Annotated in this window: 15 protein-coding genes and 1 pseudogene; 11 read left to right on the forward strand and 5 right to left on the reverse strand. The window is 71.4% G+C overall.

Annotation, left to right across the window (positions count from 1 at the left end):
* Positions 1-246 (forward strand): GNAT family N-acetyltransferase (locus ACR9ZK_RS13525; protein WP_481342463.1); only part of this gene is annotated, 246 nt, incomplete at its 5' end.
* A 47-nt stretch (positions 247-293) separates the two neighbouring features.
* Complete coding sequence (locus ACR9ZK_RS13530; protein ID WP_481342464.1) at positions 294-1,238, forward strand: ketopantoate reductase family protein; 945 nt, start codon at positions 294-296, stop codon at positions 1,236-1,238.
* Here ACR9ZK_RS13530 and ctaD read toward each other — a convergent pair.
* On the reverse strand, positions 1,188-2,930 hold the full coding sequence (ctaD, locus tag ACR9ZK_RS13535) for an aa3-type cytochrome oxidase subunit I (protein WP_481342465.1): 1,743 nt from the start codon (positions 2,928-2,930) through the stop codon (positions 1,188-1,190). The two genes, ACR9ZK_RS13530 and ctaD, sit on opposite strands and share 51 nt — an antisense overlap.
* A 301-nt stretch (positions 2,931-3,231) precedes the next feature.
* Between ctaD and ACR9ZK_RS13540 the strand changes: the two genes are divergently transcribed.
* On the forward strand, positions 3,232-4,149 hold the full coding sequence (locus tag ACR9ZK_RS13540; RefSeq protein ID WP_481342466.1) for an NADP-dependent oxidoreductase: 918 nt from the start codon (positions 3,232-3,234) through the stop codon (positions 4,147-4,149).
* 171 nt (positions 4,150-4,320) lie between these two features.
* A complete protein-coding gene (locus ACR9ZK_RS13545; RefSeq protein WP_481342467.1) occupies positions 4,321-5,541 on the forward strand; it encodes an MFS transporter in 1,221 nt (406 codons plus the stop codon).
* 153 nt (positions 5,542-5,694) lie between these two features.
* Here ACR9ZK_RS13545 and ACR9ZK_RS13550 read toward each other — a convergent pair whose 3' ends face one another.
* Together ACR9ZK_RS13550 and ACR9ZK_RS13555 are read right to left on the reverse strand one after the other, a co-directional pair.
* Positions 5,695-6,384: an SRPBCC family protein gene (locus ACR9ZK_RS13550; protein ID WP_481342468.1), complete on the reverse strand. Its 690-nt coding sequence runs from the start codon at positions 6,382-6,384 to the stop codon at positions 5,695-5,697.
* A gap of 154 nt (positions 6,385-6,538) precedes the next feature.
* Positions 6,539-7,930, reverse strand: coding sequence for an FAD-binding protein (locus ACR9ZK_RS13555; protein WP_481342469.1), 1,392 nt, complete (start codon positions 7,928-7,930; stop codon positions 6,539-6,541).
* 144 nt (positions 7,931-8,074) lie between these two features.
* On the opposite strand from ACR9ZK_RS13555, the gene ACR9ZK_RS13560 reads away from it, so the two are divergent.
* The 4 genes from ACR9ZK_RS13560 (at position 8,075) to ACR9ZK_RS13575 (ending at position 15,147) form a co-directional block, all read left to right on the forward strand.
* Positions 8,075-10,936, forward strand: coding sequence for a helix-turn-helix transcriptional regulator (locus tag ACR9ZK_RS13560; RefSeq protein ID WP_481342470.1), 2,862 nt, complete (start codon positions 8,075-8,077; stop codon positions 10,934-10,936).
* A gap of 227 nt (positions 10,937-11,163) precedes the next feature.
* The gene (locus tag ACR9ZK_RS13565) at positions 11,164-11,874 is read left to right on the forward strand and encodes a sigma-70 family RNA polymerase sigma factor (protein WP_481342471.1); all 711 of its coding nucleotides are present in this window, start codon (positions 11,164-11,166) and stop codon (positions 11,872-11,874) included.
* Between the two features lie 107 nt (positions 11,875-11,981).
* Complete coding sequence (locus ACR9ZK_RS13570) at positions 11,982-14,819, forward strand: AAA family ATPase (RefSeq protein WP_481342472.1); 2,838 nt, start codon at positions 11,982-11,984, stop codon at positions 14,817-14,819.
* Between the two features lie 154 nt (positions 14,820-14,973).
* The gene (locus tag ACR9ZK_RS13575) at positions 14,974-15,147 is read left to right on the forward strand and encodes a hypothetical protein (protein WP_481342473.1); all 174 of its coding nucleotides are present in this window, start codon (positions 14,974-14,976) and stop codon (positions 15,145-15,147) included.
* 114 nt (positions 15,148-15,261) lie between these two features.
* On the opposite strand, the gene ACR9ZK_RS13580 is transcribed toward ACR9ZK_RS13575, so the two are convergent.
* Positions 15,262-16,041, reverse strand: coding sequence for an SDR family oxidoreductase (locus ACR9ZK_RS13580; RefSeq protein WP_481342474.1), 780 nt, complete (start codon positions 16,039-16,041; stop codon positions 15,262-15,264).
* Positions 16,042-16,463: 422 nt separating this feature from the next.
* Between ACR9ZK_RS13580 and ACR9ZK_RS13585 the strand changes: the two genes are divergently transcribed.
* Both ACR9ZK_RS13585 and ACR9ZK_RS13590 read left to right on the forward strand, forming a co-directional pair.
* The gene (locus ACR9ZK_RS13585; RefSeq protein ID WP_481342475.1) at positions 16,464-17,213 is read left to right on the forward strand and encodes an SDR family oxidoreductase; all 750 of its coding nucleotides are present in this window, start codon (positions 16,464-16,466) and stop codon (positions 17,211-17,213) included.
* A 133-nt stretch (positions 17,214-17,346) separates the two neighbouring features.
* Entirely contained in the window at positions 17,347-18,516 is a 1,170-nt protein-coding gene (locus ACR9ZK_RS13590) for a low temperature requirement protein A (RefSeq protein WP_481342476.1), read from the forward strand.
* A gap of 151 nt (positions 18,517-18,667) precedes the next feature.
* Here the strand turns inward: ACR9ZK_RS13590 and ACR9ZK_RS13595 are convergent, their stop codons facing one another.
* A complete protein-coding gene (locus ACR9ZK_RS13595) occupies positions 18,668-19,732 on the reverse strand; it encodes a ferritin-like domain-containing protein (protein WP_481342477.1) in 1,065 nt (354 codons plus the stop codon).
* A gap of 743 nt (positions 19,733-20,475) precedes the next feature.
* On the opposite strand from ACR9ZK_RS13595, the pseudogene ACR9ZK_RS13600 reads away from it, so the two are divergent.
* Positions 20,476-20,777: pseudogene (locus ACR9ZK_RS13600) on the forward strand (hypothetical protein); the annotation flags it as partial.

Consider the following 20,777-nt stretch of genomic DNA (forward strand, 5'->3'; position numbering starts at 1 on the left):
GTGGCCGGCTACACCGTGTACCAGAACGCCGCCTCCATCGTCATCATCGAGCACACGGAGGTCGACCCCTCCTACGAAGGTCGGGGGATCGGCAGCATCCTGGTCCAGCAGGCCTTGGATGACATCCGAGCCAAGGGTGAGCGGAAGGTGCTGGCCGTGTGCCCGTTCGTGCGCAGCTGGCTGGGCAAGCACCATGACTACCGGGACCTGGTCTACGGGGCCACTCCCAGCCGCGTCACCGACTGAGCGGACGCTGCGACCACGGCTGGAATTCGTACGGAAGGAGCGACTCGATGAAGGTGGCAGTGATCGGCGCCGGCGGCGTCGGGGGGTACTTCGGCGCGAAGCTGCAGCTGGCTGGCAACGACGTGCAGTTCGTCGCGCGCGGTGCTCATCTTCGCGCGCTGCGCACGGCTGGACTGACGTTGGTGACGCAGGGGTCGACCCGGCATGTTCCGGCCGTGGCCGCTACCGACGACCTGGGCGAGCTGACCGACCCCGAACTGGTCCTGGTGACCGTGAAGTCCTGGGACACCGAGGCGGTGGCAGCCCAGCTCGCCCCAGTGATCTCGCCTGACACCGTGGTGCTCTCGCTGCAGAACGGCGTCCTCGCCCGGAGCGTGCTGTCCCAGCACGTTCCCGAACGACAGCTCATGGGGGGCGCCGCCTACATCTCGGCCTTCATCACCGAGCCTGGAACGATCACCCATCACGGAGCGCTTCAGCGCATCGTGTTCGGCGAGTTCGACGGCACCGACAGCGAGCGGCTGCGCCTCATCCGGTCCACCCTGGCCGGCGCGGGTGTCGACACGGTCGCCTCGAGTGCCATCACCGAGCTGCTCTGGGAGAAGCTCACCTTCCTCGTCGGCCTGTCGGCCACGACCGCGGTCACGAGGGCCCCCATCGGGGTGGTGCGCAGCCACACCGAGTCGCGGGCGCTCCTGCTGGAGCTCATGACCGAGACAACGACCCTGGGTCAGCGCCTCGGGGTGGACCTGCCCAGCTCGCTGCCTGCGGAACGGCTCGAGTTCTGTGACGGTCTCCCGTTCGACATGACCTCGTCGATGGCCAACGACCTGATGGGCGGTCGACGGCTGGAGCTCGACTGGCTCAGTGGGTACGTGAGCCGGCAGTCCGCGCAGGTGTACCTCGACGCGCCGGCCAACCGGGTGATGACAGCTGTGCTGTCACCGTTCAAGGACGGGTCGAGCGCGCCGGGCGTCGGTGACCAGGCGTGAACCCTCGTTGAGCTCGGAGACGAGGGCCCCGCTGGCCGGCTGTTCCGGGTGGTGCAGGTCGAAGGCCGGCCGTTCGGACCGGATGCGGGGCAGTGACGTGAAGTTGTGCCGGGGCGGTGGGCACGAGGTGGCCCACTCGAGGGAGGCGCCGTAGCCCCACGGGTCGTCGGACTCGACGAGCGGCGCCTTCTTCCACGTCCTCCAGACGTTGTACAGGAAGGGGATCATCGAGGCGCCGAGCAGGAAGGACCCGAGGCTCGAGACGATGTTCGCGGCCTGGAAGCCCTCTTCGGGCAGGTAGTCGGCGTAGCGGCGGGCCATGCCCTCGATGCCGAGCCAGTGCTGGATGAGGAAGGTCGTGTGGAAGCCGATGAACAGCGTCCAGAAGTGGATCTTGCCGAGGCGCTCGTCGAGCATCCGGCCGGTCAGCTTCGGCCACCAGAAGTAGAAGCCCGCGAACATCGCGAACACCACGGTGCCGAAGACGACGTAGTGGATGTGCGCGACGACGAAGTAGCTGTCGGTGATGTGGAAGTCCAGCGCGGGACTGGACATGACGACGCCGGTCAGGCCGCCGAAGAGGAAGGTGACGAGGAAGCCCATCGCCCACAGCATCGGCGTGGCCATGACGACCTTGCCGCCCCACATCGTGCCGATCCAGTTGAAGAACTTCACGCCGGTCGGGACGGCGATGAGCATCGTCATGACCGAGAAGAACGGCAGGAGCACCTGGCCCGTGGCGTACATGTGGTGGGCCCAGACGCTCGTCGACAGGGCGGCGATGGCGATGGTCGCGAAGACGAGGGTCTTGTAGCCGAAGATCGGTTTGCGGGAGAAGACCGGCAGGACCTCGCTGATGATGCCGAAGAACGGCAGCGCGATGATGTAGACCTCGGGGTGGCCGAAGAACCAGAAGAGGTGCTCCCACAGCATCGCGCCACCGTTCGCGGGGTCGAAGATGTGCATCCCGAAGCGCCGGTCACCTCCCAGGGCGAACAGCGCGGCTGCGAGCATCGGGAAGACCAGGATGGCCAGCAGCGAGGTGACCAGCACCGTCCACGTGAAGATCGGCATCCGGAACATCGTCATGCCGGGGGCCCGCAGGCACACGATCGTCGTGATGACGTTGACCGCGCCGAGGATGGTGCCGACACCACCGAGCGCGAGGCCGAAGACCCACAGGTCACCACCGAGCCCCGGGGTGTAGGCGGCATCCGACAGTGGCGCGTAGCTGGTCCAGCCCGCGGCTGCTGGACCACCCGGAGTGAGAAACCCTGCCAGGACGATGACGGCACCGAACAGGTACAGCCAGTACGCGAGCATGTTCAGCCGCGGGAACGCGACATCGGGCGCGCCGATCTGCAGCGGCATCAGGGCGTTGGCGAACCCGGCGAACAGCGGCGTCGCAAAGAGCAACAGCATCACGGTGCCGTGCATCGTGAACAGCTGGTTGAACTCCTGTGGGTTGTCGACGACCTGCAGGCCGGGCGCGAACAGCTCGGCGCGAATCATCAAGGCCAGCACCCCGCCGAACAGGAAGAACACGAACGAGGTGATCAGGTAGAGGTCGCCGATGACCTTGTGGTCGGTGGTGGTCAGCCACCGGACCACGCCAGTGCGCGCGGCCAGCCGCTCAGAGCGCAACGTCGGTGCGGGTACCTGTTGAGGCTTCTGGGTCGTGGTGGAGCTCATCGTGGTCTCTCTGTGGTGCTGCCGGGTCGCCTGTTGACGGGCTCTTGGTTGCGCCCCGCGCTCGCGTCTTAGGGGCGGATGCATGTTGTGCCTATGAGCGCGTTGCCCCGGTCAGTCCGGATGAGAGGACCTGCCGGGTCATAAGATCGAAGGACGTCTCGACACCTGGTTTGACGAGCGCACGTCAGGGCTTGCCCCCGCAGTCGCACCGACCCGGCCCACCTGTCGGCAGGGTCGTGCTTCGTGCGGTCGCTGGTCGTCTTCGCGTGCAGCGCGGCAACCGGACAGAAAGAGGAGACCGATGAAAGCCATCGTGGTGACGGACCAGAGCGCGGGAGCGACCGGGGCGAGGCTCACCGACCACCCCGACCCCTCCCCGGCGATCAACGACGTCGTCGTCGAGGTGCACGCCTCGGGGTACGTCCCGACCGAAGTGGACTGGCCTTCCACGTGGACCACGAGAGCGAGCAAGGACCGTTCGCCCTCGGTCCTCGGTCATGAGGTGGCCGGTGTCGTCACCGCGCTCGGGTACGGCACGACGGGCGTCTCGCTCGGCCAGCGCGTCTTCGGGATCTCCGACTGGCACCGCGACGGAACCCTGGCGGAGTACGTCGCGATCGAGTCGCGCAACCTCGCGCCGCTTCCCGGCGATGTCGACTTCACTGTGGGCGCGAGCCTGCCCATCTCCGGGCTGACGGCCTGGCAGGGCCTCTTCGTTCACGGCCGGTTCGAGGCTGGCCAGAGCGTCCTCGCGCACGGTGCGGCGGGCGCCGTCGGGACCATGGTCAGCCAGCTTGCCCGTGAAGCCGGGGCGTACGTCATCGGCACCGGGCGCGGAGGCGACCGCGCCAAGGCCCTCGACTACGGCGCGCACGAGTTCGTCGACCTCGAGAACGACTCGCTGGAGGACGTCGGGGGTGTCGACCTCGTCTTCGACGTCATCGGTGGCGACATCCAGAAGCGGTCCGCCGCGCTCGTGCGTGCCGGTGGGACGCTGGTGTCCGTCACCGGACCCGTGGAGGCCCGTCCCGCCGAGGGGCTGGCCGTCGACTTCGTCGTCGAGGCAGACCGCGCACAGCTGACGGAGATCGTCCAGCGAGTGCGGGACGGCCGCCTCCGGACGAACATCGGAGACGTCGCATCGCTCGACGACGCCGTCGCGGCCCTCAACCCGACTCGGCGACGCCAGGGCAAGACCGTCATCCGTGTCAGGCCCTGACGTAACTGGACTCAATCGTCCACTTCGGTGATGCTGGGCCCCCTCCGACCCCAGGGCAGATGAGCTCTTCGGCGCGGGGTGAGACGCCTCCAGGCCTGCGACAGCGACACGTCGTCGTTGAACCAGGCTGCTGTACAGACCCGATCTTCGGGACCCACAGGAAGGCTTGACGTGACGCACACCGTCGCTGAGTCCCTGACGCCCGCGCCACGGGCCGCCTCGCTCCGGCTCGGATTCGTCTCAGGCGTGCTGGCGCTCATGTCGGCGTTCGCCGCCGCGGGCTCCACCATCCCGCTGTTCAACATCTACCGGGCCGAGGACGGCTTCACGAACGCCGGCATCTCATTGACCGTTGTCGCCTACTCGGCCGCGACCCTGGGTGCGCTGCTGGTTCTGGGACGCCTGTCGGGCTACGTCGGCCGTCGCCCCGTGGCCATCGCCAGTCTCGGGCTCATCGTCCTTGGCTGCGTGCTGCTGCTGAGCGTCCACGACATCGGAATGCTGGTCGCGGGTCGGCTTCTGATGGGGCTCGGCGGCGGCCTCGCCAGTAGCAGCCTGCCGCCGTACATCGTCGACACGGCGCCGGCCAAGCCGCAGTGGCTGGCCTCTGTCGCCTCCAGCCAGACCATCATGCTCGGGCTGGCGCTCGGCGCGGTCGCCTCTGGTGCCCTGGTGCAGTTCGGCCCGTGGCCACGCGACCTCATCTACGTGGTGGTCATCGTCTTGCTGCTGGTCTCCGCTGCCCTCATCGCCGTCAGCCCCGAGACAGTCACTCGCTGCCCGGGCGCCTGGGCGTCGCTGCGGCCCAGTGTCCGGGTGCCGGCGCGGGTGCGGAGACTCCTGCCCGTCTCAGCCGCGGTCTTTCTCGGCACGTGGGCGACCGGTGCCTTCTACCAGGCTTTCGTACCCGGCCTGGTCCAGGACCAGCTCGGCACGCACAGTCCGCTGATCCTCGGCCTCGTCTTCGCCGCCTACATGGGTCCCAGCGCCTTGGGTTCGCCGCTGGGTGGGCTGTTCGCCCCGGCGACGGCGCAACGGATCGGGATGACGGCCTTCGTCGTCGGGTGGGCCGGTCTCGTGACGTCGACGACTGTCGGAGCGCTGCCGGTGTTCATCGCGGCAACGATCGTCGCGGGTGCCGCGCAAGGCGTCGCGATCAGTTCCGCAGTCCGCGGCCTGATCTACGGCAGCTGCCCGGCTGACCGGGCGCCGATCTTCGCCGTGGTCTATCTGCTCAGCTACAGCGCGGCGACGTTCCCGAGCCTGATCTCCGGCGAGCTGTCCCACACCGTGCCGCTGCCAGAGATCGTGATGGGGTACGGCGTGTTGGCGCTCCTGACTGCACTCATCACCCTCGTGGCGGTTCGCGACCCGCACGACGAAACCGGCTAGCCCGCGTGCGCACTTCGTGAACTCTCCTACGGCCGAAGGGAACCGCGTTGCACTTCACCGGCGACGCCATGGCATGACGTGACGCCTTCTGCTGCGCAAGCCAATGTGAGGGTCTTCGCGCGGAGCCGGTGGCAGGTCCAACCCCCAGGCATCTCAACGAGCGTTGTCGAGGTTCTTCTCGGCGCGGTCGCGGATGCCCTGGAGCATGCGTCGCATCATCGGGTAGTCGGCGAGCTCCATGAGCGCCAACGTGACCGGCGCCAACGGGCGGTGCCACTCGTACAGCGTCCGAAGCCGCGCGACCACCCGTGTCCGCCCCGGCCCGAGCTCCTCCAAGCGCCAGGCGAAGGTGCGGTTCGGGGTGCGCCACAGCAGCCACGACGGCTCCACGAAGCCGTCGACCACGAAGGCAGTCCGCTCGGAGGGGTAGGGCACCATGGGCAGCCACTGACCCACGTGGAGGTCTTGGAGCTGGGGGACCACTTCACGGAGGCTGGGGCGCCCGAAGTTGTCCAGCAGGTCGGCGGCGTACCACCCGGCCCGGCGGTAGCCGACCTGCACGAGCCAGGGCCACACCTGCTCGCGCGCGGCCTCGATGGTGATCGCCCGGGTGGTGCAGTACTGGGCCCGGGGAAGCAGGTCGTCCCCCGGCATGTCCGATGCCACCTCGACCTCGGTTGCGCCCCACGTGAGGTGTCGGCGCCGGTGCGCCGGAGCGGTCAGGATGCGCGGCAGGTCCTCGAGCGCGTCCCTGAGCTGTCCGCGCAGCCCAGCACCGATGCGTGGAGGTTCCCACGAAGCCGGCCCGTCAGGGCCGCCGGAGCCGACGGCGACGACAGGCACGGCCCCGCTCCGGCTCTGCGGGGACACTGCCTTGCCTGCCTGCTCCATGACGAAGCCCTCCCGGTCGAGGTGGATGCCTGGTCGGTGCGCCGCACCGCGCGGCCACCTCCACCTCCCCGACCACCTGGGGGAGCCGGGTGTGACGACGCTGCCTTCAGACCGTGCCCGGTCCCGGCTTGCGGTCAGCCGGGGCCGCAGGCAGGCGCGTCACCCGTTCCCCGGGCCTCCAGACGAGGTGGTAGTCCGTCTGCGCACCCGAGGGGCCGTCCGCCCGCTCGTGCCAGCCCGTCGACTCGCGGCGCGCCAACGCGCACTCCAGCGTCGCTCGGGCCGCGAGCGTCGCTGCCCGAAGATCGAAGGCGACCGCCGTCCCGGCGGCGGGCGCGGGCCCCGGACGCCGGCCGGGGCGCGTCGCCCGCTCCTCAACCTCGAAGACCACTGTCAGCGCAGACAGGAGCCCGTCGCGGTCCCGTCGCGGTCCGGCATGCTCGGTCATGACGGCGCGCACCCGCGAGAGCAGGGCCGGTCCGTCCTGGCTGCCGACCGAACGAGCGGCAGAGTCCACGCCGCGCTCGGCCACCTGCACGGCTGCGCGCTCGGCTGCACGCGACCGCTTCGCGCTGGTGAAGCCGGCGCTGGACACCGCGGCCGAGAGCGCAGCCAGATCGAGCCCTCCACGCTCCGACGCGGTGCCGTGGCCCTCCGGGCAGCGGGCGCCGCCCACGCCTGCTGCCAGCTCTCCTGCCACGAAGAGGCCGGCGACGTCCGTCGCCCCGTCCCGGGAGCGCACGCGCACGCCGCCGAGGGTGCGGCTGGTGGCCGGCGCGACCTCGAACGGGTCCTCGGTGATGTCCCGCGACTGGTGCCGCGAGACGGCGGCCGCAAGCGCGGGGAGCGCCGAACGGACGGTGCTGCTCGGCAGGTGCGAGAGGTCCATCCAGACGCCTCGGTCGGTCGAGCCGCGGCCGTGCCTGATCTCGTCCCAGGCCGCGCAGGCGAGGCGCTGGTGCGGTGCGTGCTCGAGGAGGGCCGGCTCGTGGCGGCTCATGAACCGCTCGCCGCGGTTGTTGAGCAGCCGCGCGCCGAGGACCGTTGCGTCATCGGCCACCACGCCCACCACCGTGCCGCCTTGGTCGAGCAGGCCGAACGGGTGGAACTCGACCATCTCAGCGTCCTGCACCGCGGCCCCCGCGCCCACGGCCAGGGTCAACCCGTGGCCGTCGTGGCCCGGCTCGCGCGGCGTCGACCTGCTCCAGACCCGGGAGTGGCCGCCGGTGGCGAGGATGACGGCGTCCGAGCGGAGGCGGTAGCGGGAGCCGTCCGCGAGGCTGAAGCCGTACGCACCGAACACCGCACCGTCGTCGACGAGCAGCGCGGTGACGTGCACACCCGGCAGCGTGGGGACGCGCAGCCGTCGCGGCTGCTGTGCCGACACCGCATCCATCCGCGTGCCGCCGGGCTCGTCGACCAGGAGCGAGGAGATGCCGCGATCGGACAGACCGACCGCCGCTCGACGTGCAGCGGCCCCGGAACCGATGACCAGCACGGATGTTCTGATCTGGTGCTCGACTGGCACACGGACTCCCGGGTCGTCACTGGGCTACCTGCTGCCCGACCGGGGGAGTGTCCCTGTTGTGACAGGACCGGTAGCCTCGGCGCGTAGACGCCAGATGCAGGAGCCGACCCACGCATGAGCGCCACCCCTCTGCCACGCATCCTCGGACGCCGCCGGGAGCGTCGAGTGCTCGACACCCTCCTGGGCCGGCTGCGCGCAGGGCACTCGAGCGTGCTCGTGCTTCGCGGCGAGGCCGGCGTGGGCAAGTCGCTCCTTCTCGAGCACCTCGTCGCGCAGTCCTCGGGGCTGGCCGTCACACGTACGCAGGGCGTCGAAGCCGACATGGAGATGACCTTCGCGGCACTGCAGCAGGTCTGTGCGCCCTTCTTCGACGAGCTGCCCCGCCTGCCTGTCCCGCAGCGCGATGCCCTGACTGTCGCCTTCGGAATGGCGCTCGGCCCGCCCCCCGACCGCTTCCTCGTCGGGCTGGCCGTGCTCTCCCTGCTGACCCGGGCATCGGAGTCGCGACCGGTCCTCGTCGTGGTCGACGACGCCCACTGGCTCGACCAGAGCTCCCTGAGGACTCTGGAGTTCGTATCTCGACGGCTGCTCGCCGAGGCGGTCGCGGTCGTCTTCTCGGTGCGGACGCACGAGGGTCGGGACCTGCTCGTCGGGCTGCCCGAGCTGGCCGTGGAGGGCCTGCCCGAGGAGGACGCCGGCCGGCTGCTGGACGGTGCGATCGAGGGACCGTTGGACCCGGCCGTGCGCTCCCGGCTGGTCGCCGAGACGCACGGCAACCCGCTCGCGATCCTGGAGCTGTCCCGTGGCCGTACTGCGGGCGAGCTGTCCTACGGCCTGGACCTCGAGAGCCACGAGGGGCCGTATGCCGGCAGGTCGGCCCCCGACGTGGCCGCAGGACGCTGGTGGGCTCCGACGAGCGCCTCGGCCCGGCACTCGCGGTTGTCCTCGATGGTGACCGAGGACTTCCGGCAACGTGTCGAGGCGCTGCCCGACGACACGCGAACCCTCCTCCTGCTCGCAGCGGCCGAGCCGGTCGGCGACCTGAGGCTGCTGGTCCGGGCGGCCGAGCTGATGGGCGTGCCCGTGGATGCCGGCCCGGCGAAGACCGCCGGGCTGATCAAGTTCGGCAGGCCCGTGCAGTTCCGGCACCCGCTGGCCCGTTCGGCCGCCTATCTCGCCGCTGACCCCTCCGAGCGCCGGCGCGCCCACCGGGCTCTTGCCGATGCGACGGACAGCCGCGACGACCCCGACCGCCGCGCCTGGCACTCCGCCATGGCCGTCGACGGAGTGGACGAGTCGGTGGCTGCCGACCTCGAGGCTGCTGCCGAACGTGCCCGGCAGCGTGGTGGTCTGACAGCCGAGGCGGTCCTGCTGGAGCGTGCTGCCGAGCTCACGCCCGACCCATGGGTGCGTGGCCGCCGCGCCCTCTCGGCGGCCGAGGCGCACTTCTCGGCCGCCTCGGGGGAACGAGCCGGCGAGCTGGCCTCCCTGGCCGACGTCTGTCCGCTCACGCCGCTGGACCGCGCGCGCCTCACTCGCCTGCGGTCGCGAGTCCTCTTCAGCCGCAGCCGCACCGACCAGGCGGTACCGCTCATGCTCGAGGCCGCTTCGGCCTTCTCCGACGCCGGCTCCCCGCTGGCACGGGAGACCTATCTCGAGGCGATCAGTGCCTGCGTCTTCTCGGGTCGGGTCGAAGGGGATACCGGAGCTCGGGCGGCCGCGGTGGCGGCACGCGGCTCGGGCGCACCGGCGTCCGCGTCCGAGGCCTCCGACCTGCTGCTGGACGGGGTCGTGGCGGTGCTCGTGGACGGTGTGGAGAGCGGCCTGCCCCTCCTCTACCGCTCGCTGGACCCGCTGCTGCACGAGGAGCTCTCGAGTCGAGAGGCCGTCATGCGCTGGCTGCTGTCGGTGCCTCTCGCCCTCGAGAGCTTCATCCACCATGCCTGGGACCTGCCCGCCTGGGAGGCGCTGTCGTTCCGCGCCGTCCGGCTCGCGCGGGACATCGGCGCCCTCAGCGTCCTGCCCGCCGCGCTCATCTACGCCGCCGGCGTCCACATCCACCGCGGTGACCTCGAGCTCGCCGCCGGCATGATCGAGGAGGCCGACGGCATCACCGCCGCCACCGGCAACGCCCCGCACGCCTACGCGAGCCTGGTGCTCTCTGCCTGGCGAGGCGACGAGGCGCAGGCGGCGCGAGCGGTCCAGGCGGCCCAGCAGTCGGCGGTCCAGCGCGGCGAGCGGTCGTTGATCGGTGCCGCCGGGTTCGTGCGCTCGGTGCTCGACAACGGCCTGGGCAGGCACGACGAGGCCCTGGCCGCGGCGCGGGCGGCGGCCGACCGGGACGCCTACAACTTCGTCGGCCTGTCACTGGTGGAGCTGGCCGAGGCCGCCGTCCACCTGGGCGAGACCACCGTGGCGCGCGAGGCGCTCGCCCGGCTGCAGGCCCGAGTTCGCGGCACCGTCGCCGGCTGGGCCGGTGGGGCGCTGGCACGCACCACAGCCCTCGTCGACGGCGGAGCATCTCCCGAGCCGCTCTACCAGCTGGCCATCGAGGAGTTCGCCCGTGACGGGGTCACCGTCGAGGTGGCCCGCACCCACCTGCTCCTCGGCGAGCACCTGCGGCGCCGGTCGCAACGCAAGGCGGCTCGCGAGCACCTGCGTACCGCGTTCGAGATGTTCGAGCAGATGGGCGCCCTCGCCTTCACCGAGCGCGCCCGCCGCGAGCTGCAGGCGACCGGCGAGCACATCAGCGTCAGGACGACCGGACCCGTGCAGACCCTGACGCCGCAGGAGAGCCGCATTGCCGACCTCGCCGCCGCGGGCCTCACCAACCCCCAGATCGGCGCAGAGCTGTTCCTGAGCCCGCACACCGTCGAGTGGCACCTCCGCAACGTCTACACGAAGCTCGACATCGGTTCCCGGCGCGAGCTCCACGGCAGGCTCGCCGCCCGGCGGCCGTCGCCGACGGCCCCCTAGCCAGGCGGGGCCCCGGCCGGCCCGCACCCGTGGGCCCGTAGCCACTGGGCCCGTAGCCACTGGGCCCGTGGCCACTGGGCCCGATTCCCGTGGCCCCGTGGTGGCGGGAGACCACGCAGTGTCCCCCGGGGTCGGCCACGGGGTTCAGGGGCGCGACGTCCCCACGCGCGGGCGGACGGTGAAGGCACGGCCGAACGGCCGTGCCGCCGCCTGAAGGAGCCGAGCCCATGCCCCCCTCGAGAACCACCCCCGTGCCGCCGGTCCCGACCCTTCCCGTCGAGCCGGACGGGGAAGAGATGGCTCTGGCGCTGCAGGTGTTCCTCGACGAGCGGCCCCGGCTGCTCACGATCGCGCGCCGCGTCACCGGCCACGCCCACACGGCGGAGGACATCGTCCAGGACGCCTGGCTCAGGTGGCAGCGCGCGGACCGGTCGTCCGTGCAGAACCCCGCCGCCTTCCTGACCACCGTCACCACCCACCTGGCGGTCAACCACGTGGTCTCCGCGCCCCGGCGGCGCGAGCGGCCCTGCGAGCTCCCCGGTCGGGAGCCCGGCACGCCCGGCGTCTCGTCCGAGAACCAGGCCCACGAGCTCGTGGAGCGCACCGAAGAGCTCGAGACCGCTCTCGACGCGTTGCTCGCCTCCCTGTCGCCGACGGAGCTGTCCGCATACGTGCTCCGGAAGGGCTTCGACTACTCCTACGAGTCGATCGCGCAGCTGCTGCGCACCAGCGCGCCCAACTGTCGCCAGCTCGTGCGCCGGGCGCAACCACGGATCGGGGCGGCCACGCAGCGCCCCGTGGACCCGGCCGTGCGCCGGCGGCTGACCTCCGGGTTCCTGCACGCGGCACGGACGGGGGAGACCTCGCCCCTGGAGGCCGTGCTACGGGACGTGGTCGGCGCCGCACCGGCTCAGCGGGCACGGGAGCGGGCTGCCTGAACGCCGTATCATGACGGCAGCATGAGCAGCTGCATCTTCGCCGGACATGCACGCGCGCCGTCGCCGGGAACCGGGCACGTGCTCGGCGTGCTGCCGTGGCCCCGTCGGTGAGCGGCCCTTACCGGCGCCAGGGGCGGCTGCTGGGGCGGACGGTGGAGTGCGCGGAGCTCGACCGGCGCCTGACGGGGCTCCGCGCCGGAGGTAGCGGCGCTCTCGTCCTGCAGGGTGAGCCGGGGATCGGCAAGACGGCCCTGCTCGAGCACCTCTCACGGAGGGCCGTCGGGTGTCGTGTGGTCCGCATCGCCGGCAACGAGGCCGAGGCGGAGCTGGCGTTCGCGTCCCTCCATCAGGCCTGCGCACCCTTCCTCGACCGGCTCGACCGGCTCGCGGAGCCGCAGCGGCTCGCCCTCGAGGGCGCGTTCGGGATGCGTGCCGGACCTCCGGCGGAGCGGTTCCTCGTCGGCCTCGCCGTGCTCGCGCTGCTGACCGATGCGGCCCGTGAAGCGCCGCTGCTGTGCCTGGTCGACGATGCCCAGTGGCTCGACCAGGTCTCGAGCCAGACGCTGGCCTTCGTGGCGCGCCGCCTGCGGCTCGAGCGGATCCTCTTCGTGTTCGCCGTGCGAGCGACCACCGGGCCGTACCCGTTCGCCGACCTCCCGCACCTGACGGTCGACCGGCTCGGCGACCACGACTCCCGCGAACTGCTCGCGACGGCCACTCCCGCAGGTCTCGACGAGCGGATCCGCGAGCGCCTCCTCGCCGAGGCGAGGGGCAACCCGCTGGCCCTGACGGAGCTGCCCAAGGTGGTCTCGCTTCCCGGGCTGCTGGAGCGCGACGAGGCGCGGTCGTTCGAGTCGACGGCCACCCAGGTCGAGCAGTCGTTCCTGCTGCGCCTGGAGGCGCTGCGCGAGGACACGCAGCGGTTCGTGACGCTGGCCGCCGTGGAGCCCGTCGGTGACCTGGCCCTCCTCGAACGCGCCGCACGGGCGCTCGGCCTGGAGGTGGACCGCGTGGCCGACGAGGCCCAGGCGACCGAGCTGGTGCACGTGCGGCCGATGGTGCGCTTCCTGCACCCGCTCGTTCGGTCAGCCGCCCTGCGCAAGGCCAGCCCGGAAGAGCGACGCGCCGCCCACCGGGCGCTCGCCGACGCGATCGACCCGCGCGAGGACTTCGACCGCCGCATCTGGCACCTCGCCTACGCCACGTCCGCGCCCGACGAGAGCGTCGCCGCCGACCTCGAGGCGGCTGCCGGGCGCGCCCACGCTCAGGGCGCCGTCGCCGCCGAGGCGGCCCTGCTCGAGCAGGCCGTCCTGCTGACGCCCGACCCGGGACGCCGCAGTCGGCGTGCCCTGGCCGCCGCGAGTGCCAAGGCGCAGGCCGGCCAGTACGACACGGCCCTGGAGCTGCTCGACACGGCGCAGCTCCTGGTGCTCGACGAGGACGCGCACGCCATGGCGGAGCTCGTCCGCGGCCGGGTGCTCTTCGCGTCCAGGAGCGCGAGCGCAGGCCTGCCCGTGCTCGTCGGCGCGGCCAAGGCCCTCGAGGCACGGATGCCCGACCTCGCCCGTGACACCTATCGCGACGCGCTCTACGCCGGGCTCACTGCGGGGCGGCTGGACGACGACAGCGTGCTGCAGCAGGTGGCGCAAGCGGTTCGCTCGATGCCCGAGCCGACGAGGGCATCGCGTGCCGACGCGTTGCTGCGCGGCCTCGCCACGGTCGTCGCCGACGGCTACGGCGCGGGTGTCGGCTCCCTGCGCCACGCGATCCGCGACTACACGAGGCATCCGGTGGACACGAACGAGGCCATCGCGTGGCTGCCGCTCGCCTGCCGGATGGCCCATGACAGCTTCGAGTTCGACGCATGGTCGACTCTCTCGGAGACCCTCGTCGCCGCGTGCGAACGCTCCGGGGCGCTGTCCGTCATGCCGTCCGCGCTGCTGCTACGCCTGTCCAACCGGGTGTACGCCGGCGAGTTGGGCACCGCCGCCGCGCTCGCCGAGCGTGCCGCCGACATCGGCGACGCCTACGGCGGGGCGTTCTTCGCCGGCTACAGCGCCATGGTGATGACGCCGTGGCTCGGCGACGAGGAGGCCACCCTGCGGGTGCTGCGCTCGGTCACCGGCGACCGGGGGCTCGAGGGAGAGGGCAAGGCCACGTCCGCGACCGCCTGGGCGGCCGCCGTCCTCTACAACGGTCTCGGCCGGTTCGAGGAGGCGTTCGCGGCCGGAAGGGCCGGTATCGCGCACCTTGCCGAGATGGGCCTGTCCACCTGGTCGGTCGTCGAGATGGTGGAGGCGGCCTCGAAGCTCGGCATCCGCGACGACGACGTCCGTGGGGCCGTGGACTACCTGCAGGGCCTGGCCGCCGCGGCGCAGACCGACTGGGCGCTGGGGGCCGCCACTCTCGTCACGGCCCAGGTGACAGGCGCCAGCCGGGCGGAGGCGGTGTTCCGGGAGGCCATCTCGCACGCCGAGCGCACGGGCGTGCACATGCTCACTGCGCGAGCCCACCTGCTCCTCGGCGAGTGGCTGCTCGAGCACGGCTCCCGCACCGAGGGACGGCCCCATCTGCGCAGGGCTCACGACATGCTCTCGCGTTTCGGGGCGCACGGGTACGCCGCTCGGGCTGCCCGGGGGCTCGCCTCCAGCGGCGCCCCGGTCGAGTCGCCACGCAAGGCCAGCGGTGTCCCGCTCACCGGCCAGGAGCAGCAGATCGCCGCGCTCGCCGCCGACGGCCTGACCAACCCCCAGATCGCAGTCGCCGTGCACCTCAGCGCACACACCGTCGAATGGCACCTGCGCAAGATCTTCACCAAGCTCGGCGTGCGATCGCGCCGCGAGATCGCCGGGGCGCTCGGGGCGCTCGGGAGCTCCGGCGTGCCTGGCGAGGCCGACGGCCGGCGCGGGGAGCACCTCCGGGCCGGCCGGCCCCCGGTGGACTAGCCCGGTCGGCGAGGGGCCCGAGGGGACGCTCGCGCACCTCCCGGCCGCTCGGGCCACTGGCCTCACGACCCGTCCACTGTCACAGGTGCGGCACGTGTCCGGTCGACCTCGGAGCGGGGCCTCTGGCCCCGACCGTCACGAGGAAGGAACGACCATGGACGAGCTGGAGAACCTCGAGGTGCAGGTGGACGCGGAGCTGGCGCTCGTCGAGGCAAGTGTGGACCCCGTCGGGGAGGACGAGCCGGAGGCGGCCCCCTACGCGGCCCGTCTGCACTCGCTGCACGCAGCCGTCATCTCGCTCGAGTCGGGCCAGCGACCCACTCCCTGAGCCCCGCGCACCGCAGCCCCGGAGCAAGACCCTGTGTGCCTCCCGCGGTCCCGCGCCTTCGGGCGTGTGGCCCCGCGGGAGGCGCAGCACGTTCGCCGATGCGTCACTGGTCGCTCACGCCGCCGGCCCGGACCGCGCCTCGGCCGGGCCCGCGCCGGCGAGCCAGTCCCTGAACGACGTCCGGCTCTGGCGCCATCGGGGCAGCAGCGCCTCCGAGTCCGGATCCAGGACCGCGTCGAGGTAGCGGGCGTTGCCGTCCGCCACGACGGGGCGGCGGTCGCTGCCAGCTTCGAGGACCTGGCGGGCCAGCTCGTCGAGGAAGTGGATCTCCGGACCCGCGATCTCGAAGGCGCCGTTGATCGGAGCGCCGAGTGCGAGTCGGCACAGCCGCGAGACGACGTCCGTCGCGGCCACCGGCTGGACGCGTACGGGTGGCAGGTGGACCGCGTGCGTCGTCGACGCGCGCTCGACGAGCAGGGGGAGCGTCTCGTGCAGGACCGTCGTCCGCAGGACGCTGTGCGGTGTGGTCGCCGCGAGGACGAGGCGCTCCTGGGCCGCCTTGCTGCGGAAGTACGGGCTGTCGATGCGGTGCGCGCCCAGCGCCGAGAGCATGACGTGGTGGGCCACGCCGAACCGCTGCCCGGCCCACAGGATGTTCGTCGTGCACGTCTCGAAGAAGGCCGCCGGCGGCTCGTCGTCGTACGGCGACCATGACACGTTGGTGACGTCGATGACGACGTCCGCGCCGTTCACCGCCTCGGCGAGTCCCTGCCCGGTGTACGCGTTCACCCCGGTTCGCCGGGTCGCCACGCGCACCTCGGCGCCGTGGTCACGCAGCCGCGCCACGAGCTTGGAGCCGACGAGGCCGGTGCCACCGACCACCACGGCGATCATGACGCGCCCCGGCTCGCAGTGCGGATGTCGCGGCCGCGGCAGCGGTCGCGCCTCGGCTCCGGGCCTTCGACGCCCTGGTGCTGGTGAGCGGCTCCTTCGGCCGGAAGTGCGGGTCCCATCTCTGCTCCTCGAGGTAGTTCGGGTGGCTTCCCGGGTCTCGACCGTGCGAGCGGGCCGGGCGTGACGCCCTTCCTCCGGTGGCTCACCTGTCACGCGGTGGCGACCTCCCCGGTCAGAGGCACGCACGGAGGCAGGTCGAGTCGCAGGTAAGGACGGGACGAACCGGGTTTCACCGGGGCGGCGCAGCCGCCAGTCCGGAAGCAGAGAGCGACTGGTCCCACTCGTCACCCTCCTCTGTCACATCCGCGGGCTCGCCGCGGTCACACCAACGCAGACATCAACATCCAGAGAGGTGAACCCCCATGAAGATCGTCGTCATCGGCGGAACGGGCCTGATCGGCTCGAAGGTCGTGCGGACGCTCGACGAGCACGGGCACGAGGCGGTCGCGGCCTCCCCGCAGACCGGCTGCAACACCATCACCAACGAGGGGGTCGAGGAGGCGCTCGCCGGGGCCGACGTCCTCGTTGACGTGACGAACTCCCCGTCCTTCGCCGACCAGGACGTGCTGGACTTCTTCACGACCTCGACGACCAACCTCGTGGCAGCCGCGCGTGAGGCCGGGATCGAGCACTACGTCGCCCTCTCGGTCGTCGGCTGCGACCGCCTGCCCGAGAGCGGGTACCTGCGAGCGAAGGTGGCCCAGGAGAGGCTCATCGCGGACTCCGGGATCCCGTACTGCATCGTGCGCGCCACGCAGTTCTTCGAGTTCAGCAAGGCCATCGCCGACTCCGCGACGGTCGACGGACAGGTGCACCTGCCGACGGGGGAGTACCAGCCCATGGCCTCCGACGACGTGGCTGCCGCCGTGGTCCGTCAGGTCGAGGCCGAGCCGGTCAAGGGAGTCGTCGAGACCGGTGGGCCCACGAGGTACCGGATGAGCGACTTCATCGCCATGAACCTGAAGCGGCTCGGTGATTCGCGCGTCGTCGTGGGTGACCGGCACGCGCAGTACTTCGGCACCCAGATCGACGACGAGAGCCTCGTGCCCGGGCCCGACGCCGTGCTCGGCGAGATCACCTACGAGCAGTGGGCTGCGTCGAACGCCGGCTGACTCCCTCTCGGCCCGCTCCGACGTCTCGGTCCGCCGTGACGTCGGGGCGGGCTCGTCTCGTTCGGCGACACAGTGATCCGCAAGGAGTGGAGGCAGTCAGGTGACCGTGCAAGCACGCCCGCGGCGTCGACCCATGCAGGCACGGCGCCTGGACGAGGCCCACCGCACCGCCACGCCGCTCGAGCTGCTCTTCGACCTCACGTTCGTGGCGGCGGTGTCGCAGGCCGCAGATCGGCTCGCCCATGCCACCCTCGCGGGGAACGCTGCGAGCGCCGTCGGGCCGTTCCTCATGGTCTTCTTCGCCATCTGGTGGGCGTGGATGAACCTCACGTGGTTCGCCTCGGCCTATGACACCGACGACGTCGCCTACCGCCTTGCCGTCTTCGTCCAGATGGCCGGCGTGCTCGTGCTCGCAGCCGGCGTGGGCGCAGCCTTCGACGGCGACTTCGCGGCCGTCACGGCGGGCTACCTCATCATGCGGCTCAGCCTCTTCAGCCTCTGGGTCCGTGCCGCTCGCCAGCACCCGGCGGGGCGGGGCACCTGCTCCCGGTACGCGGTGGGCATCGCGGTGGCCGAGGTGCTGTGGCTGGCGCGGCTCGCCACTCACGGCGCCGGCGGGACGATGTCGTTCGCGGCGCTGGCAGCCCTCGAGCTCCTCGTGCCCGTCTGGGCCGAGCGGCGGGGACCGACCAGCTGGCACCCGCACCACATCGCCGAGCGCTACTCGCTGTTCACCCTGATCCTCCTGGGCGAGAGCATCCTCGCCGGGACGACTGCCGTCGCGGCCGTCGTCGAGCTCGCCTGGAGCTTAGGCCTCGTCGCCGTGTCGGCCGCCAGTCTCGTCCTCGTCGCGGCCCTCTGGTGGCTGCACTTCGCCGTTCCGGCAGGTGCGGGCCTCGAGGCCCGGCGCAGCTGGTCGTTCGTCTGGGGCTACGGCCACTTCTTCACGTTCGCAGCTCTCGCCGCGCTCGGTGCCGGCCTCGAGGTCGTGGTCACCAGCAGCGTGCGTTCGGGCTCGTCGGTCGCCCCCGTCGCACCGCAGCTCGCCGTGGGGTCCGTCGCCCTTCCCGCGGCGGTGTGCCTCGTGGCCGTGCAGCTCCTCCGCGTACCGGACGCCGAGGGACACTCCCGTCGCGGCCTGCGGCGCAGACTGGCTCCCGCCGCGACGGCCACCGCCGCGCTCGCTGTCGCCACAGGCTGCGCAGACCGGCTAGACCCCACCGTCGGGATCGCCGCCGTCGCCACCGTCGTCGCCGCCGTCGCGGTGGCAGACGAGATCACCCGGCTGAAGAGGAAGTACTGACATCGCACACATCATGAGCGCGCAAGGCGGATCCACCCGTCGTCTCGTCATCCAGATGACGGGGCGTCCGTCCGGCGCCGACACTCCGGGGAGCCAGTCATGCCAAAGCAGCCCGACCCCTCGGCCTCGAGATCCACATCGAGACCACCCCTCAGCCGCGATCTGCGGGCGCGACGTACTCGAAGGTCAGACCGGCGGTGGACTGCTCATCCTCGGTCGGAAGCTGCATGAGCGCCAGGGCCTGCGCCTTGAGTCCGTACATCTCGCCGACAGCCGCACCGAGCAGCGCCGGGCTGCCGTTGAAGGCCCGCTCGAGGTGGCCGAGGAGTGCGCAGTAGGAGACGTTGAAACGCTCTTGCGCGACGCGCACCTCGCTGCCGGGCTCGTGGTCGGCCGTTCGCGGGTTCGGTCGCATCGGCCACACGCCGTCCCAGTCAACGGTCACCGGCTCACCGCTCGGCCCGGACGACGGCGTGTCGCCGCGCTGGAAACGCCGGCCCAGCTTGAGCTCGAGCACCCGAAAGTAGTGCCCGACCTCGTCCCGGTCGGGGTGGAACATGTCGTGGTCCCCGTCCCACACATCGCGGTGATCGGCGCCTTCGCCCTGCTCGACGATCTCGCCGAGCGCCAGGAGTGCGGAGTCGAGTCCGTCGACCGCGATGATGCGGCCCGCCCCGCCGTAGGGAGCTGTCGGCGTCGCCTGCCGAGCCGGGTCGCCGCTGAACACGGCTCCCTCGCCGAGCTCCGCGCACAGGTCGACCAGACCCGCGCGGATCGCCGCGTAGAACTGGCCGATCGTCTCGTAGCCCTCGCTCTCGGGCGCCGCCTCTCGCACCGAGGGCCGCTCGATCCGCAGCAGCAGCTCGATCGCCTGTGGGCCGAACGGGAGGAGCTCCACGTCGAAGGACCGGTCGGCGTGCGGCAGTGTCGTGGGGTAGGCGGGCAGGAGCCGGGGGGAGTCGAGGACCGGACGGCCGCCCACCGCGTTGAGCAGGTTGGCGGCGAGGGTGAGGTGCAGCATCTCCTCGATGACGATGCTCTCGACGACCTCGGCGGCGGCCTTGTTGCGCTGCGGATCCAGCGAGTAGAGGGCGCACAGGTAGGGCGGCAGCGTGGCGTGCTCGAGCTCGATCGCCCACTGCAGGTGCTCGCGCAGGCTCTCGATGCTGTCGATCCGAGCCGGCGACAGGGGGGCGCGGGATGTCATCTGGTTCATGTTCTCTCCGACCGACCACGAGCCACGAACGTGACGAGTCACCGGCCTACGACACCCCCGGCTCCTACGTGGCGACGACGCACGAACCACGAGCAACCATGAACGATCCTCAACGACGCACGCGGACCGAAGAGCGTGGTTGGAATGTCCTCGTGACCGTTGGTCTGTCCAGCTCCGCCGCGCCCAAAGCGAATCGGCCCTGAGCCGGTCGACGGTCGATGGTGTCGCGATCGGTGCGCCACAGCGGCAGACATGGCAGGCTCTGTTGCTGTCAAACGGCGGGGTGCCGGTCTTCAGACGGCCGCGCAGGATGCGGATCCACCGGTTCGCGAGCTGTCGTGGCGCAGCGTGGTGGCTCATCTCGCGGGTGCGGATCTGCTGGTGGTAGGCCTTGGCGCCGGGTGAGCCTCGCGTCGAAGAGATCGCCCACTGCTGCGCGGCGTCGGCGAGGTGTGTTGCGCGCGTGCCGCGACAGGACGACCTTCTTCCTGCCGGCGGCTTCAGTGATCCGGTCAGGTTGCGCGACCAGCGATGGCCCGTCAGATGCCGCCGAACGACAGCGCCGTCCATGACAGCGACATGAACGTGAGCAGCAGGAGAGCGCCATCAGGAACAGCCAGACCAGCTCGACTCCCGCGGAGACGAGCACCCGGTCCGCAGTCTCATCGGGACAACCGCGCTCCGCGTCGGGCAAGGTGTCGAGCCAAGAGCCGCTGCCACTGATCACGGCAAGGAGACGAATGATGACGAGGCACCCCGCCGATGCTGGGATGACCGCAGAACCGCCGCCGCCCACGCAGGAGGACGTGCTCGGGTACTTCGACAGCCTGTCGAACTGGGGACGGTGGGGCGAGGACGACGAGCTCGGCACGCTGAACCACATCAGCGACGAGGTCCGGCTGGCGGCGGCGCGGGCCGTGCGTCACGGCAGGAGCGTGTCGTGCGGATGGGAGGTGGCCGTCCCGGAAGAGATGGAGCGGTCGACGACGACGTGCCCGTGCTTCGCGGACCTGCCGGGTGCTGAGACGATGCCGCTGCCCGGGTT

The organism is Monashia sp. HAY1-5C (genome assembly GCF_056755255.1).